General features: G+C 64.9%; 12 protein-coding genes. 3 read left to right on the forward strand and 9 right to left on the reverse strand.

Going from position 1 to position 15,665, the window contains the following annotated elements:
- Nucleotides 1-102: 102 nt before the first annotated feature.
- Nucleotides 103-873 (forward strand): SDR family oxidoreductase, encoded by a 771-nt coding sequence (locus tag N0K08_RS18880; protein WP_261501943.1) that lies wholly within the window; start codon nt 103-105, stop codon nt 871-873.
- Between the two features lie 37 nt (nt 874-910).
- On the opposite strand, the gene N0K08_RS18885 is transcribed toward N0K08_RS18880, so the two are convergent.
- From N0K08_RS18885 to N0K08_RS18925, 9 genes are all read right to left on the reverse strand, one after another.
- Nucleotides 911-2,737, reverse strand: coding sequence for an acyl-CoA dehydrogenase (locus N0K08_RS18885; RefSeq protein ID WP_261501944.1), 1,827 nt, complete (start codon nt 2,735-2,737; stop codon nt 911-913).
- Nucleotides 2,738-2,807: 70 nt separating this feature from the next.
- A complete protein-coding gene (locus tag N0K08_RS18890) occupies nt 2,808-3,983 on the reverse strand; it encodes an acetyl-CoA C-acyltransferase (RefSeq protein ID WP_261501945.1) in 1,176 nt (391 codons plus the stop codon).
- Nucleotides 3,984-4,019: 36 nt separating this feature from the next.
- Nucleotides 4,020-6,116: a 3-hydroxyacyl-CoA dehydrogenase NAD-binding domain-containing protein gene (locus N0K08_RS18895; protein ID WP_261501946.1), complete on the reverse strand. Its 2,097-nt coding sequence runs from the start codon at nt 6,114-6,116 to the stop codon at nt 4,020-4,022.
- A gap of 272 nt (nt 6,117-6,388) precedes the next feature.
- Nucleotides 6,389-7,084, reverse strand: a complete 696-nt coding sequence (locus N0K08_RS18900) for an ABC transporter ATP-binding protein (protein ID WP_261501947.1) — start codon at nt 7,082-7,084, stop codon at nt 6,389-6,391.
- A gap of 2 nt (nt 7,085-7,086) precedes the next feature.
- Nucleotides 7,087-7,866, reverse strand: coding sequence for an ABC transporter ATP-binding protein (locus N0K08_RS18905; RefSeq protein ID WP_261501948.1), 780 nt, complete (start codon nt 7,864-7,866; stop codon nt 7,087-7,089).
- The gene (locus N0K08_RS18910; protein ID WP_261501949.1) at nt 7,866-9,218 is read right to left on the reverse strand and encodes a branched-chain amino acid ABC transporter permease; all 1,353 of its coding nucleotides are present in this window, start codon (nt 9,216-9,218) and stop codon (nt 7,866-7,868) included. The genes N0K08_RS18905 and N0K08_RS18910 overlap by 1 nt, the downstream gene beginning before the upstream one ends.
- Before the next feature lie 4 nt (nt 9,219-9,222).
- Nucleotides 9,223-10,176 (reverse strand): branched-chain amino acid ABC transporter permease, encoded by a 954-nt coding sequence (locus N0K08_RS18915; protein WP_261501950.1) that lies wholly within the window; start codon nt 10,174-10,176, stop codon nt 9,223-9,225.
- Nucleotides 10,177-10,407: 231 nt separating this feature from the next.
- A complete protein-coding gene (locus N0K08_RS18920) occupies nt 10,408-11,643 on the reverse strand; it encodes a branched-chain amino acid ABC transporter substrate-binding protein (protein WP_261501951.1) in 1,236 nt (411 codons plus the stop codon).
- 266 nt (nt 11,644-11,909) lie between these two features.
- Complete coding sequence (locus N0K08_RS18925) at nt 11,910-13,550, reverse strand: 3-(methylthio)propionyl-CoA ligase (RefSeq protein ID WP_261501952.1); 1,641 nt, start codon at nt 13,548-13,550, stop codon at nt 11,910-11,912.
- Between the two features lie 170 nt (nt 13,551-13,720).
- Between N0K08_RS18925 and N0K08_RS18930 the strand changes: the two genes are divergently transcribed.
- Together N0K08_RS18930 and msrB are read left to right on the forward strand one after the other, a co-directional pair.
- Nucleotides 13,721-15,232 carry a protein adenylyltransferase SelO gene (locus tag N0K08_RS18930; protein WP_261501953.1) on the forward strand — a complete coding sequence of 504 codons (1,512 nt, stop codon included), beginning with the start codon at nt 13,721-13,723 and terminating at the stop codon, nt 15,230-15,232.
- The gene (gene msrB / locus N0K08_RS18935; RefSeq protein WP_261501954.1) at nt 15,229-15,642 is read left to right on the forward strand and encodes a peptide-methionine (R)-S-oxide reductase MsrB; all 414 of its coding nucleotides are present in this window, start codon (nt 15,229-15,231) and stop codon (nt 15,640-15,642) included. The genes N0K08_RS18930 and msrB overlap by 4 nt, the downstream gene beginning before the upstream one ends.
- Nucleotides 15,643-15,665 lie beyond the last annotated feature (23 nt).

A 15,665-nucleotide genomic window follows, 5' to 3' on the forward strand; every position in this document is an offset into this window, starting at 1 on the left:
GCCCTTCAACCACTCCTGCGTCTGGCATTCTGCTGAAGCCGTGGCACGCCAGCGTGCCGCGAACGTCCGCTTCATCGCCTTGCCCAACCCAGGAGACATTCCATGAACACCCAGGATCTTTTTTCCCTGAAAGGCCGCTGCGCCCTCGTCACCGGTGGATCGCGCGGTATCGGCCGCATGATTGCCGAAGGCTTTCTGGCCCAGGGCGCACGCGTCTACATCACCGCCCGCAAGGCCGAGGCCTGCGAGGCCACGGCGCGCGAGTTGTCGGCACTGGGCACCTGCGTGGCCCTGCCCGGCGATGTGTCCACGCTGGAAGGCATACAGGCCTTGGTCGGCGAGTTGTCGCAACGTGAAAGCGCCCTCGACATCCTGGTCAACAATGCCGGCGCCGCCTGGGGCGCGCCTTACGCGGAATTTCCCGAGTCGGGCTGGGACAAGGTGGTGGACCTGAACCTCAAGGCCCCGTTCTTCCTGACCCAGGCGCTGACGCCCATGCTCAAGGCCGCCACCCGCGAGCACCTGGCCAAGGTCATCAACATCGCTTCCATCGACGGCATCTCGGTCAACCCGCAGGAAACCTACTCCTATGCCGCGAGCAAAGCCGGGCTGATCCAGCTGACGCGCCGCATGGCCTTGCACCTGGCCAAGGAGCGCATCAGCGTTTCCGCCATCGCCCCCGGCGCTTTCGCTTCCGACATGAACCGCACGGCGCGCGACCATGCCGAGGAAGTCAGCGCGCGCATTCCCGCGGGCCGCGTGGGCACACCCGAGGACATGGCCGGCGCGGCCATTTTCCTGGCCTCGCGCGCCGGCGACTACGTGGTCGGCTCCACCCTCATCGTCGACGGCGGCGTGACCCACGCGCGCTGAGGCGCGGAACCGGCCTGCATCCTGCAGGCCGGGCGGCTCAGAATCCGGCTTCGTCCATCAGCGCGCAAGTCATGTCCCGGCGGCTGACCACCTCCAGCCAGGCGCCGATCTTGGGCAGCTCGTAGCGGAAGAAATAGCGCGCCGCAGCCAGCCGGCCCGCATTCGCCGGCAAGGCCGCATCGGCGCGCAGCGCGGCCCGGGCCACGTCCAGCCACATCCAGGCCAGCACCACATGGCCCAGCGCCTGCATATAGGGCACGGCATTGGCCAGGGCTTCACCGGGCTGGCCCGTGGACCAGGCGGCTTCGGTGGCGGCCAGCGCCTGCCGCAGCGCGGCGGCAAGCGCGCCAGCCTCGACCACCAGCAGCGGCGCGGCTTCGGCGGCCTGGATACTGGCCTGAATGCGCGCCACCAGCAGTTGCAGGCCCCGGCCTTTTTCCATCAACACCTTGCGGCCCAGCAAGTCCATGGCCTGGATGCCGTGCGTGCCTTCGTGGATCATGTTCAGGCGGTTGTCGCGCCAATACTGTTCGACCTGGAAGTCGCGCGTATAGCCGTAGCCGCCGTGGATCTGGATGGCCAGCGAGTTGGCTTCGAGGCAGAACTCGCTGGGCCAGCTCTTGGCGATGGGCGTGAGCACTTCCAGCAGCAGCCGCGCCTCGTCGGCGGCTTGCGGCCCGGCCGTGTGCTGCTCGTCCACCAGGCGTGCGCAGTAGAGGTTGAGCGCCAGCGCGCCTTCGCCATAGGACTTCTGCGCCAGCAGCATGCGCTTGACGTCGGCGTGCTCGATGATGCGCACCTGGGGCTGCGTCGCGTCCTTGCCGCCCGCTCCCATGGGCCGGCCCTGGGGCCGATTCCGCGCATAGTCCAGGCTGGCGTAATAGCCCGCCAGACCCAGCATGGTCGCGGCCATGCCTATGGAAATGCGCGCCTCGTTCATCATGTGGAACATGCACTGCAAGCCCCGGCCGGGCTCGCCCACGAGGTAGCCGATGGCGCCGGCCGCGCCGCGCACGGGGTACTTGCCTTCGCCGAAGTTAAGCAAGGTGTTGGTCGTGCCGCGCCAGCCCAGCTTGTGGTTCAGGCCGGCGAGGGCCACGTCGTTGCGCTCTCCCGTGAGCGCGCCTTCGCTGTCGACCAGTTGCTTGGGCACGATGAACAGCGAAATGCCCTTGACGCCGGGCACGGGCTGGCCGTCGGGGCCGGGGATCTTGGCCAGCACCAGATGCACGATGTTCTCGGTCAGCTCGTGGTCGCCCGCCGAGATCCACATCTTGTTGCCCTTGAGGCGGTAGCGCGGGCCCAGGGCATCGGTTTGGGCGCCTTCGCCGTCCAGCGTTGCGCGCGTGGCGATGTCGGACAGCGACGAGCCCGCCTGCGGCTCGGACAGGCACATGGTGCCGGCCCAGCGGCCGTTGAATTCATTGAGCGCAAAGACTTTCTTCTGCATGGCGCTGCCATGCGCCATCAGCGCGCTGGCATTGCCCGAGGTCAGCATGTTCGAGCCTATGCTCACCGAAGCCGCGGCAAAGAAGCTGTTGGCCGCCGATTCCAGCGTATAGGGCAACTGCATGCCGCCGATCGCGTAATCCTGGGCCGCACTGAGCATGCCCGACTCGGCATAGGCCAGGCGCGCCGCGTGGGTGCAGGCCGGCAGTATGACTTTTTCGCCGTCGAAGCGCGGCTCCTCGGTATCGACCGTGCGGTTGAAAGGCGCGTACTTGTCGCGCGCAATGCGCTCGCAGGTGTCGAGCACCGCGTCGAAAGTTTCGCGCGAATGGTCGGCAAAGCGTTCACGGCCGTTGAGTGCCTCCACCTGCAGCCAGTCATACAACAAGAAATCCAGCGTAGCGCGCAAGCCCATGGTTCACTCCTCACAAACAAAGCGGGCCGCAACATGCGGCCCGGAAAAGATCAGCTAGCAAGCACTGCGCTTACAGCACTTCGAAGACGCCGGCAGCACCCATGCCCCCGCCGATGCACATGGTCACGCAGACGCGCTTGGCACCGCGGCGCTTGCCTTCGATCAGCGCGTGGCCCGTCAGGCGCTGGCCCGACACGCCATAGGGGTGGCCCAGGGCGATGGCGCCGCCATTGACGTTCAGGCGATCGGCCGGAATGCCCAGCTTGTCGCGGCAGTACAGCACCTGCACGGCAAAGGCTTCGTTGAGCTCCCACAGGTCGATGTCCTGCACCGTGAGGCCCAGCTTCTTGAGCACCTTGGGCACGGCGAACACCGGGCCTATGCCCATTTCGTCAGGCTCGCAGCCCGCGACCGCAAAGCCCAGGAAACGGCCCAGGGGCTTGAGGCCATGGCGGCCCGCATAGTCTTCGCTGACCAGCACGCAGGCACCCGCGCCGTCGGAGAACTGGCTGGCATTGCCGGCCGAGATCAGACCGCCGGGCAGCGCGCTGCGCAGGCCGCTGATGGCTTCCACGGTCGTGCCTTCGCGCGTGCCTTCGTCCTTGGAGACCGTGACTTCGCGCGTGATCAGGCCGCGCAGCTTGTCGACCACGCCGGCGGTGACGGTGATGGGCGCGATTTCCGCGTCGAACAGGCCCGCGGCCTGGGCGGCGCAGGCTTTTTGCTGGCTGCCCGCGCCGTATTCGTCCATGGCTTCGCGGCCTATGCCGTAGCGCTTGGCCACGGTTTCCGCGGTCTGCAGCATGCTCCAGTAGATTTCGGGTTTGCTGCGCAGCAGCGCCGGATCCTGCAGCATGTGGTGGTTCATTTCCTGCTGCACGCAGGAGATGGACTCGACGCCGCCGGCCACGTAGACCTCGCCTTCGCCGGCGATGATGCGCTGGGCCGCGGTGGCAATGGTCTGCAGGCCGGACGAGCAGAAACGGTTGATGGTCATGCCCGAGGTGGTCACGGGCAGGCCGGCAGCCAGCGCGATCTGGCGCGCGATGTTGGCGCCGGTCGCGCCTTCGGGCGTGGCGCAGCCCATGATGACGTCGTCGACGGCGGCGGCGTCAATGCCGGCGCGCTGCACGGCGTGGCGCACGGCGTGGCCGCCCAGCGTCGCGCCGTGGGTCATGTTGAAAGAGCCCTTCCAGCTTTTGGCCAAAGGGGTGCGGGCGGTGGAAACAATCACTGCGGAGGTCATGGAATATCCTTGGAATTCGGTTCGTCTGGCGGCGCTTTAGCTGAACGTCTTGCCTTCGGCGGCCAGTCGGGCCAGCAGTGGCGCGGGTTGCCAGAAAGCCGCGTCGTCCCGCGGATTCTTCGCAAAGCGGTGCATGGCCTGGACCACGTTGATTAGGCCCACTTCCCCGGCGTAGTGCATGGGGCCGCCACGGTGAATGGGGAAGCCATAGCCCGTGAGGTAGACCATGTCGATGTCACCGGACTTGCCGGCGATGCCGTCTTCCAGGATGTGCGCGCCTTCATTGACCAGCGAGAACACCAGGCGTTGCACGATTTCCTCGTCGGAAATCTTGCGCGGCGTGATGCCTTCGGCCGCACGGTGGGCTTCTATCATCTGCGTCACCACGGGCGAGACGATGGCGTCGCGCTTGCCTGCCTGGTAGTCGTACCAGCCAGCACCGGTCTTCTGGCCGTAGCGACCCAGCTCGCAGAGCTTGTCGGCCGTGCGGCTGTACTTCATGTCGGCGCGCTCGACGGCGCGGCGCTTGCGAATCGCCCAGCCGATGTCGTTGCCCGCCAGATCGCCCATGCGGAACGGTCCCATGGCAAAGCCGAACTTCTCGATGGCCTTGTCGACCTGCTGGGGCGTTGCGCCTTCGTCGAGCAGGAAGCCGGCCTGACGGCTGTACTGCTCGATCATGCGGTTGCCGATGAAGCCGTCGCAGACACCCGAGACCACGGCCGTCTTCTTGATCTTCTTGGCCAGTTGCATCACCGTGGCCAGCACGTCCTTGGCCGTGTGCTTGCCGCGCACCACTTCCAGCAGCTTCATAACGTTGGCCGGGCTGAAGAAGTGCATGCCTACCACGTCCTGGGGACGCTGGGTGAAGGCCGCGATCTTGTCCACGTCCAGCGTCGAGGTGTTCGATGCCAGGATGGCGCCGGGCTTGGCCACGGCGTCCAGTTGCTTGAACACGATTTCCTTCACGCCCAGCTCTTCGAACACGGCTTCGATGATCAGATCGGCCTGCTTGAGGTCGTCATAGGACAGCGTGGTCTTGAGCAGCGCTATGCGCTCTTCGTACTTCTCGGGCTTGAGCTTGCCCTTCTTGACCTGGGCTTCGTAGTTCTTGCGGATGATGGCCACGCCGCGGTCCAGCGCTTCCTGCTTGGTTTCCAGGATGGTCACGGGAATGCCGGCGTTGAGGAAGTTCATCGCAATGCCGCCGCCCATGGTGCCGGCACCGATCACGCCCACGCTGCGGATCTCGCGTATGGGGGTGTTGGACGGCACGTCGGCAATCTTGGACGCTGCGCGCTCGGCCATGAACAGGTGGCGCAGGGCACGCGACTCGGGCGTGAACATCAGCTGGGTGAACAGCTCGCGCTCGACCTGCATGCCGGCGTCGAACTTGCCCACCGATGCGGCGACCGCATCGACGCACTTGCCGGGCGCCGGGAAATTCTTGGCCATGCCCTTGACCATATTGCGGGCAAACTGCAGATAGGCTTCGGCCTGGGGGTGTTTGCACGGCAGGTCGCGCACCAGGGGCAGCGGCCGCTGGTCGGCGATCTTCTCGGCAAAGGCGCGGGCTTCGGCCATCAGGCTCTCGGCCGAAGCCGTCAACTGGTCGAACAGCTTCTGACCGGGAATGGCCGCCAGCATTTCGCTTTTCACCATTTCGCCGCTGACGACCATGTTGAGCGCGGTCTCCAGGCCCAGCAGGCGCGGCAGACGCTGTGTGCCGCCGGCGCCGGGCAGCAGGCCCAACTTGACTTCAGGCAGGGCCACAGCCGTGCCCGGAGCCGCCACGCGGTAATGGCAACCCATGGCGAGTTCCAGCCCGCCGCCCATGCACACCGAGTGGATGGCGGCCACGACCGGCTTGGCCGACAGCTCCAAGGCCTTGATCACGCTCAGCAGGTGGGGCTCCTGGGTCGCGCGGTCGGTGCCGAATTCGGTGATGTCCGCTCCGCCCGAAAAGGCCTTGCCGGCACCGGTCAGCACGATGGCCCGGATGGAGGCGTCGGCGTTGGCCCGCTCCAGCAGCTCCACCACGGCGCGTCGGGTAGACAGGCCCAGGCCGTTGACCGGCGGGTTGTTCAGAGTGATGACGGCGATGGAGCCGTCCTTCTGGTAATCAGCGCTCATGCGGTTGTCCCTTGGAAAGTGGAAAAGAACGATCGTGCGTTTTTTATTGTAGAAGCTTGCGCGCGCCTGACCAGAGGCGCTTGTCTCGCCTGAGACAAGGCCCGGAGGCCGCGCCTGTGTCAGACATCCACATGGGCGTTTCCTTTCGGCACGACCATGACCAGCAGCCTTCGCAACTGGCGCGCCCCAGCAAGGGGGCAGCGAGGAAGGGCCGCCCCGCACCGAGGCTGCCGTCCCCTCAGGGGGAAGCCGCGAAGCGGCTCAGGGGGAGCCTAAACCTCCAACCATTCCTTGCGCACCCGCTCATCCGCGCGCAGCCCATCCGGCGTGCCGTCGAAAACAATGGCGCCATGGCCCATGACCAGGGCCCGGTCCGAAATGCTCATGGCAATGGTGAGCTTCTGTTCGATCAGCAGCACGGAGATACCGCGCGACTTGATCTTCTGCAGGTACTCGCCGACCAGTTCGACGATCTTGGGCGCCAGGCCTTCGGTGGGCTCGTCGATGATGATCAGGTCCGGGTCGCCCATCAGCGTGCGACACAGGGTCAGCATCTGCTGCTCGCCGCCCGACATCACGCCGGCCTCGGTGTGCTGGCGCTCCTTGAGGCGCGGGAACATGGTGTACATGTCGTCAAAGTCCCAGCGGCTGCCCTGGCCCTTGCCTTTCTGGCCCAGCAGCAGGTTCTGGTGCACCGTGAGATTGGGAAAGACGTCACGGCTTTCGGGCACGTAGCCTATGCCGCGGTGAGCGACCTCATAGGTCTTCTTGCCCTTGAGGCACTCGCCTTTCCACTCCAGCGTGCCCTCCCAGTCCACCAGCCCCATCACGGCCTTGGCCGTGGTCGAGCGGCCCGAGCCGTTGCGGCCCAGCAGCGCGACGATTTCACCGGGCTGGACTTCGAACTCCACACCATGCAGCACATGGCTCTTGCCGTAATAGGCATGCAAATTGGCAATCTTCAGCATCTTCAGTGCGCTCCCGCCTGCTGATCGGCCACGGCAGATCCCAGATAAGCTTCCTGCACGCGCGGGTTCGCGCGCACATTCTCCGGTGTATCGAAGGCAATCACTTCGCCATACACCACCACGGCAATCTTGTCGGCCAGGCCGAACACCACGCCCATGTCGTGCTCCACCGTCAGCAGCGTGCGCCCTTCGGTGACCTGCTTGATCAGCTGGATGAAACGCGTGGTTTCGCTGTTGCTCATGCCCGCCGTGGGCTCGTCGAGCAGGATCACGCTGGCGCCGCCGGCGATGGTGATGCCGATCTCCAGCGCGCGCTGCTCGGCATAGGTCAGGTTGATGGCCAGAACGTCGCGTTTCTTTTCCAGATTGATCATCTGCATCAGCTGGTCGGCACGCGCGTTGGCGTCATGCAGGCCCGACAGAAAGCGCAAAAAGGTGTACTTGTAGCCCATGCTCCACAGCACGCCGCAGCGCAGGTTCTCGAACACGCTCAGCTTGGGGAAGATGTTGGTGATCTGAAAGCTGCGCGAAAGCCCCAGGCGGTTGATCTCATAGGGCTTCTTGCCGTCGATGCGCTGGCCGTGCAGCAGCACCGAGCCGCTGGTCGGGCCGAAGCGGCCGCTGATGAGGTTGAACAGCGTGGACTTGCCCGCGCCGTTGGGGCCGATGATGGCCACGCGCTCACCGGCCTTCACGGCCAGGTTCGCACCGCGGATGATTTGCGTCTTGCCGAAGCTCTTGTGCAGGTCGCACAGCTCCAGCGCGTAGGTGGTTTGTGTCATTACTGCGTCTCCCCGCGCTTGGTCTTCAGCTCTATGTCTTCCTGGATCTGGCTCCACTGCCTGACGAAACGCCGGCGCGCCATTTCGAACAAGGCCCCGCCCACCAGCAGCAGCGCCAGCGCGCCCAGCCAGCTGTTGATGCCGCGCGTATCCAGCATCAGGCCCATGAAGTGCAGGTTGTCACCCATGGCCGCGTTGAGCTGCAGGTGGTAGATCATCTCGACCATGGCCGCGAAGCCGGCCACGCCCACCAAGGCGGTCACGGTGAGCGCCGCATAGGTCGGCAGCAGCTGCTTGAGCTTGCCGAACTTGGCCACGCGCAGGTTCATCATGATCAGGCTGGCAATTCCGCCGGGCGCATACATCACCATGAACATGAAGACCAGGCCCAGGTACAGCAGCCAGGCCTTGGACAGCTCGGACAGCAAAATCGATGCGAACACCAGCAGCACCGCGCCGATGATGGGCCCGAAGAAGAAGGTCGCGCCGCCCAGGAAAGTGAACAGCAGGTAGCCGCCCGAGCGCAGCACGCTCACGCTGTCGACCGCGGTGATGATCTCGAAGTTGATCGCCGCCAGGCCGCCGCCGATGCCGGCAAAAAAGCCGGCAATGATGAACGAGTAATAGCGCACGCGCTGGGTGTTGTAGCCCACGAATTCCACGCGCTCGGGGTTGTCGCGCACGGCATTGAGCATGCGCCCCAGCGGCGTGGCGGTGAAGGCAAACATCAGCGCCGTGCAGACAAAGCAGTAGGCGGCGATCAGGTAGTAGACCTCGATGCCCGGGCCGAAAGTCATGCCGAAGAAAGGCTGACCGTAGACCCGGTCGGACGTGATGCCGCCTTCGCCACCGAAGAACTCGGGGAACATCAGCGCCATCGACGCCACCAGCTCGCCGATGCCCAGCGTGATCATGGCAAAGGTCGTGCCCGACTTCTTGGTCGTCACATAGCCCAGCAAGATGGCAAAGAACATGCCGCCCAGGCCGCCGATGATGGGAATCAGCACCAGCGGTATATGCCAGTCGCCGGCGCCGGCCTTGTTCATCGCGTGGATGGCGATGAACGAGCCCAGGCCGGTATAGACCGCATGGCCGAAACTCAGCATGCCGCCCTGCCCCAGCAGGATGTTGTACGACAGGCAGATGATGATCAGGTAGCCGATCTGGCTGAGCATGGTCAGCGCCAGGCTGCTGGTGAACACATGCGGTGCCACGACCAGCGCCAGCACGAACAGCGCCCAGACCACGAAGCGGCCGATATTCAGCGGTTTGAAGCGGTAGGCCGCCGAACTGGCCGCGGCCGCCGGGGTCGCCGTCTTGTTGGCCGAGAGAGTGCTAGATGGTGTATTCATGGTCTCAATCCTCCCGGGTGCCGAGCAGGCCCTTGGGGCGGAAAATCAGAATCAGCACGAGGAACAGGTAAGGCAGGATGGGCGCGACCTGGGAAATCGTGAGCTTGAGCACGGGATAGCCAAAGGTCTGGTCGGTCACCTTGGCGCCGATGGCGCCCAGCAGATGGACCAGCGAATAGTCCAGGGCCACCGCAAAGGTCTGGACGATGCCGATCAGCAGCGAGGCCAGGAATGCGCCAGCCAGCGAGCCCATGCCGCCGACCACCACCACCACGAAGATGATGGAGCCCACCGACATCGCCATGGCTGGCTCGGTCACATAGGTGTTGCCGCCGATCACGCCGGCCAGGCCGGCCAGCGCGCAGCCGCCGCCAAACACCAGCATGAAGACGCGCGGCACGTTGTGGCCCAGCGCCTGCACCATTTCGGGGTGCTTGAGCGCGGCCTGGATCACCAGACCGATACGGGTACGCGTGAGCATCAGCCACACAGCCGCCAGCATCAGCAGCGCCACCAGCATCACGAACGAGCGCGACTTGGGGAACTGCGTGCCGTACAGCGTGAACAGCGGGCCTTGCAGCTGCGTAGGCAGCGCATAGGGCACGGTGCCCCGGCCCCAGATCAGCTGCACCAGCTCCAGAATCAGATAGGACAGGCCGAACGTGATCAACAGTTCCGGCACATGGCCGAACTTGTGCACGCGGCGCAGGCTGTAGCGTTCGAACAGCGCGCCCAGCGCGCCGACCAGCAGGGGCGCGATGAACAGGGCCGGCCAGAAGCCGACCACGCCGCTGAGCGTATAGGCGAAGTAGGCGCCCAGCATGTAGAAGCTGGTGTGCGCAAAATTGAGCACACCCATCATGCTGAAAATCAGGGTCAGGCCGGAGCTGAGCATGAACAGCAGGAGCCCATAGCTCACTCCGTTGAGCAGCGAGATGGTGAAAAACTCAAGATTCATCGCAAGACTTCAATCACAGAAAAGACCGAGAAATCAGGAACCCAGAATGCCCGGGCTCCTGCGCCGTACTCCCCTTGCTCGCAGCGCCCACGGCCTACGAAACTGGCACACCCCAGCTCAGGGGCACCGAGCAAGCGCCGTCGCGCAGCAAGGGTGCCGCCCCCTCCACCGAAGGATGAGAGGGGGGAGCGGGGGCCGGCCATCCGGCGTAAGCCGCTCAGGGGGTGCTGCTCACGATGGCCGTTTCATCTGGCACGAGGTCGGCGTGCTGGCGACATAGGGCTCGTAGTACTTCACCGGCACGAACGTGTAGCCCGTGTTCTCCGAGTCCATAGGGAACTTGCCAGCGGCCTTTTCCCAGCGGCTGATGTACAGGCCCTGCTGCAGCTGGTGGTCGGTCTTGCGCATTTCGACTTCACCATTGAAGCCCTTGAACTTCATGCCTTCGAGCATGGCCGCGACCTTGACCGGATCGGTCGACTTGGTGCGCACAAAGGCTTCCGTCAGCATGGCGTAGGTGTTGTAGGCCGACGCGGTGTACATGTCGTCGTTGAAACGCTTCTTGAACTCGCCGACCACGCGGCCGATGTCGCCCGGCAGGTTCATGTGGCCATAGCCCACCATGTAGACCTTGCCCGCGGCGCCGGCACCCATGGCCGTGGGCGAGCCGGTGGCGATGGCGTAGTAGGTGTAGAACTTGACGTTGTTCAGGCCGGCATCGTTGGCCGCCTTGATCAGCAGCGCCAGGTCGGACCCCCAGTTGCCGGTGATCACCGAGTCGGCACCCGACTGCTTGATCTTGGCGATGTAGGGAGCGAAGTCGCGCACCTGGGCCAGCGGCGCCAGGTCGTCGCCGACGACTTGCACATCCGGACGCTTGCGGGCCAGCATTTCCTTGGCGTACTTGGACACCTGGTGGCCGTGGGCGTAGTTCTGGTTGATCAGGTAGACCTTCTTCACGTCAGGAAGGTCTTTCATGTACGTGGTCAGCGCCTCCATCTTCATCGACGTGTCGGCATCCATACGGAAGTGCCAGTAGCTGCACTTGCTGTTGGTGAGGTCCGGGTCGACTGCGGCGTAGTTGAGGTAGACCACCTCCTTGCCCTTGTTGCGCGCGTTGTGCTTTTCCAGCGCATCCATGATGGCCAGTGCCGGGCCCGAGCCATTGCCCTGCACGACGAAGCGCACGCCCTGGTCCATGGCCGAGCGCAGCGCGCTGGTGGTCTCCTGGGGGCTGAGCTTGTTGTCGATACCGATGATTTCGTATTTGACGCCGGCCGCGTTCTTCTTGCTGAACTCCTCGGCCAAAAACTGGAAGCTCTTGAGCTGGTTGGAACCCAGCGCAGCCATCATCCCCGACAAGGGATCCAGCCAGGCAATCTTGACTGTCTCCCCCTGCTGGGCGAACGCCCCGCCTGCACTTGCCAGGATCACCGACGCAGCTACAGCCTTGATAGCGAACTTCATAGTTTGTCTCCTTTATGGTGGATTAGCAGGAGCAGAGTAACTGCTTCCTCCAAGCGGGCTGGATGGGGAATGCCCTAGCCGCTATCGCTTAGGTGACTGGCTTGCCGCAGGCGCCGCGCAGCTTCTTTTTGGCTGCGCTGCACCCACGCAAAAACGCCATGCACCGACGCCCCAGCCATCCAGGCAGGCCTGGGGCGAGGTGTCGGCGCATGGCGCTGAAAAGAGGAAATCCTGCCCTTGGTCGGGCTCAGGACAAAGGGTAAGTCCTAGAGCCCCGGCAGCTTGTAGCCGGCGAGCATCTCGCGCAGTCGCGTCTTGAGCATCTTGCCCGTGGCGCCCAGCGGAATGGCGTCGACAAACACGACGTCATCCGGGATCTGCCATTTGGCCGTCTTGCCTTCGAAGAAGGCCAGCAGTTCCTCGCGTCCCAGCACGGCCTGGGCCTTGAGCGCCACGGCCACGATGGGCCGCTCGTCCCACTTGGGATGGAACATGCCAATGCAGGCCGCCATGGCCACGGCCGGGTGGGCCATGGCGATGTTCTCGATATCGATGGAGCTGATCCATTCGCCGCCGGACTTGATCACGTCCTTGCTGCGGTCGGTGATCTGCATGAAGCCGTCGGCGTCGATGGTGGCCACGTCGCCCGTGGGGAACCAGCCCCGGCCCTGTTCGTCGTAGACCAGCGGCGTGCCCTCGCCCTTGAAGTAGCTGTCGATGATCCAGGGCCCGCGCACCAGCAGGTCGCCATAGCTCTTGCCATCCCAGGGCTGCTCCTGGCCCAGCTCGTTGACAATCTTCATGTCCACGCCGTAGATGGCCCGGCCCTGCTTTTGCAGGATCTTCATCTTCTCGTCGGCGGGCAGCTCCAGGTGCTTGTTCTTGAGCGTGCACAGCGTGCCCAGCGGGCTCATTTCGGTCATGCCCCAGGCGTGCAGCACTTCGACACCGAAAACGTCCTGGAAGGTGGTGATCATGGCCGGCGGGCAGGCCGAGCCGCCGATCACCGTGCGCTTGAGCGTGCTGAAGCGTAGCCCGTTGGGCTGCATATAACCCAGCAGCATCTGCCAGATCGTGGGCACGCCGGCCGCATAGGTCACGCCTTCGGCTTCCATCAATTCATACAGCGACTTGCCGTCGAGCGCCGGGCCGGGGAACACCACCTTGGCGCCGGTGAGCGCTGCCGAGTAGGGAACGCCCCAGGCATTGACGTGGAACATGGGCACCACCGGCAGCACCGAATCGCGCGCCGACAGGCCCATGACGTCGGGCAAGGCCGCCGCATAGGCGTGCAGCGTGGTCGAGCGATGGCTGTACAGCGCGGCCTTGGGGTTGCCCGTGGTACCGCTGGTGTAGCACAGGCTGGACGCGGTGTTCTCGTCGAACTGGGGCCAGATGTAGTCGGTGGAATGGCCGCCAATCCAGTCTTCGTAGCTGCAAAGGCCTGGAATGCCGGTATCTGCCGGCAGCTTGTCGGCGTCGCACAGCAGCACCCATTTCTGGACCGTGGGGCATTTGTCGTGAATGGCTTTCACGATGGGCAGGAACGTCGTGTCGAAGCACAGCACGCGGTCTTCGGCATGGCCGACGATCCAGGCGATCTGGTCCGGATGCAGGCGCGGATTGATGGTGTGCAACACCCGGCCCGAGCCGCTCACGCCGAAATACATCTCCATGTGGCGGTAGCCATTCCAGGCCAGGCTGGCCACGCGCTCACCCTGCGCCAGACCCAGCGCCTCGATCGCGTTGGCCAGCTGCTTGGAGCGGGCCGACAGATCACGGTAGGTATAACGATGGATGTCACCCTCGACACGGCGAGAAACAATTTGTGCATCGCCGTGGTGGCGGGCCGCAAAATCGATCAGCGACGAAATCAGCAACGGTTGGCTTTGCATCAGTCCCAGCATGAAGAGTGCTCCTTCGGTGTAATAGTTTGTCCAACCATCCTACCGCGCCGCCTGGGAGCTGCGTCTGCGGGCTGTCACCAATGCGGCTGCGCAAAAGCGGACTTTTTTGACGATGCACGGCGATGCCCCGGCCCGCCTGTGGGCGTCCATGCTGGGCGACAATGCCAGCCATGAACGAGACCGACACCGCCAGCCCCGCCACCGCCCCTGCCAATCGCCCCGACTGGGACTGGCAGCCCGGTTTTTCCGCGCTGGGCCCGGCGTTCTTCACCGCCCTGCAGCCCACGCCGCTGCCGCGCCCGCACTGGGTCGGCGTGAGCGCCAGCGCCGCCCAATGGCTGGGCCTGCCGCCCGGCTGGCTGGACAGCGACGAGGCCTTGCAGGCCTTGACCGGCAACCAGTTACTGCCGGGCAGCCAACCCATGGCCACGGTCTACAGCGGCCACCAGTTTGGTGTCTGGGCCGGCCAGCTCGGCGACGGCCGCGCCATCCTGCTCGGAGAAACCGGGCAGAACATAGAAATTCAGCTCAAGGGCGCGGGCCGCACGCCTTACTCGCGCGGTGGCGACGGCCGGGCCGTGCTGCGTTCGAGCATCCGTGAATTCCTGTGCAGCGAAGCCATGCACGCGCTGGGCATTCCCACCACGCGTGCGCTGTGCGTCACGGGATCGCCCCAGCCGGTGCAGCGCGAAACCCAGGAAACGGCGGCCGTGGTCACGCGGCTGGCGCCCAGCTTCGTGCGCTTCGGCCATTTCGAGCACTTCGCCGCGCGAGACATGCAGCCCGAGCTGCGCGCGCTGGCCGACTACGTGATAGATCGCTACTACCCCGCCTGCCGCAGCCACCCGCCCGCGGGCGCCAATGCCTACGCCGGCCTGCTGCAGGCCGTGGCCGAGCGCACGGCCGTCATGCTCGCGCACTGGCAGGCCGTGGGCTTTTGCCACGGCGTGATGAATACCGACAACATGAGCATCCTCGGGCTGACCATTGACTACGGCCCGTTCCAGTTCCTCGACACCTTCGACCCACAGCACATCTGCAACCACAGCGACGCCCAGGGCCGCTATGCCTTCAACCGCCAGCCCCAGGTCGCCTACTGGAACCTGTTTTGCCTGGCCCAGGCCCTGATGCCGCTGATCGAGAGCAAGGATGCGGCGCTGGCCGCCCTGGAGCGCTACAAGACGGTGTATGCCGTGGCCTTCCTCGAGCGCATGCGCGCCAAGCTCGGCCTGGCCAATCGCCAGGGCAGCGTGCAGCTGAGCGAAAGCGACGGCGCGCTGGTCGAACAACTGCTGGGCCTGCTGGCCGCAGGCCGCGTGGATTACACGGTGTTCTGGCTGCGCCTGACCGAGGCCGTGGCTTCGGGCAATTTCACGCCCGTGCGCGACCTGTTCCTCGACCGCGAAGGCTGGGACGCCTGGCTGCAGGCCTACTCCGCGCTGCTGGTGCACGCCGATGCCGGCGTGGCGGCCGCGGGCATGCGCCAGAGCAACCCGCGCTTTGTGCTGCGCAACCACCTGGGCGAATTGGCCATCCGCGCGGCCGAGCAAGGCGACTTCAGCGTGCTGCGCCAGCTGCAGGACGTGCTCGAACGACCCTATGACGACCATCCCGAACACGCCCAGTGGGCCGGATTTGCGCCAGAATGGGCTTCGTCCATTGCCATCAGCTGTTCATCATGAGCTTCCCCATCCAGAAAACCGACGCGCAGTGGCATGCCGTGCTGCAGGAAAAAGGTGCCGAGCCCGGTGCCTACCAGGTCACACGCCACGCCGCCACCGAGCGCCCTTACACCGGCAAATACGAGCAGCACTGGGCCGACGGCAGCTACCACTGCATCTGCTGCGGCAGCAAGCTGTTCAACGCCGACACCAAATTCGACGCCGGCTGCGGCTGGCCCAGCTTTTCGCAGGCCATTCCCGGCGCCATCCGTGAAATCGTCGACCACAGCCACGGCATGAGCCGCACCGAAACCGTCTGCGCCCAGTGCGGCGCCCATCTGGGCCATGTGTTCGAAGACGGTCCACGCCCCACGGGCCTGCGCTACTGCATGAACTCGGCTTCGCTGGATTTCTCTTCCGACGCATCCTGAACCACTCCGCCCCGCCTTTTTCT

Source organism: Acidovorax bellezanensis (genome assembly GCF_025421555.1).
Lineage (GTDB): Bacteria > Pseudomonadota > Gammaproteobacteria > Burkholderiales > Burkholderiaceae_C > Comamonas > Comamonas bellezanensis.

Excerpts from the sequence above, each read along its gene's own strand:
- N0K08_RS18895 (WP_261501946.1), bottom strand. The coding sequence starts at position 6,116 with ATGAGCGCTGATTACCAGAAGGACGGCTCCATCGCCGTCATCACTCTG.
- N0K08_RS18915 (WP_261501950.1), bottom strand. The coding sequence starts at position 10,176 with ATGAATCTTGAGTTTTTCACCATCTCGCTGCTCAACGGAGTGAGCTAT.
- N0K08_RS18930 (WP_261501953.1), top strand. The coding sequence starts at position 13,721 with ATGAACGAGACCGACACCGCCAGCCCCGCCACCGCCCCTGCCAATCGC.
- N0K08_RS18880 (WP_261501943.1), top strand. The coding sequence starts at position 103 with ATGAACACCCAGGATCTTTTTTCCCTGAAAGGCCGCTGCGCCCTCGTC.
- msrB (WP_261501954.1), top strand. The coding sequence starts at position 15,229 with ATGAGCTTCCCCATCCAGAAAACCGACGCGCAGTGGCATGCCGTGCTG.
- N0K08_RS18925 (WP_261501952.1), bottom strand. The coding sequence starts at position 13,550 with ATGCTGGGACTGATGCAAAGCCAACCGTTGCTGATTTCGTCGCTGATC.
- N0K08_RS18905 (WP_261501948.1), bottom strand. The coding sequence starts at position 7,866 with ATGACACAAACCACCTACGCGCTGGAGCTGTGCGACCTGCACAAGAGC.
- N0K08_RS18920 (WP_261501951.1), bottom strand. The coding sequence starts at position 11,643 with ATGAAGTTCGCTATCAAGGCTGTAGCTGCGTCGGTGATCCTGGCAAGT.
- N0K08_RS18885 (WP_261501944.1), bottom strand. The coding sequence starts at position 2,737 with ATGGGCTTGCGCGCTACGCTGGATTTCTTGTTGTATGACTGGCTGCAG.
- N0K08_RS18900 (WP_261501947.1), bottom strand. The coding sequence starts at position 7,084 with ATGCTGAAGATTGCCAATTTGCATGCCTATTACGGCAAGAGCCATGTG.
- N0K08_RS18890 (WP_261501945.1), bottom strand. The coding sequence starts at position 3,983 with ATGACCTCCGCAGTGATTGTTTCCACCGCCCGCACCCCTTTGGCCAAA.
- N0K08_RS18910 (WP_261501949.1), bottom strand. The coding sequence starts at position 9,218 with ATGAATACACCATCTAGCACTCTCTCGGCCAACAAGACGGCGACCCCG.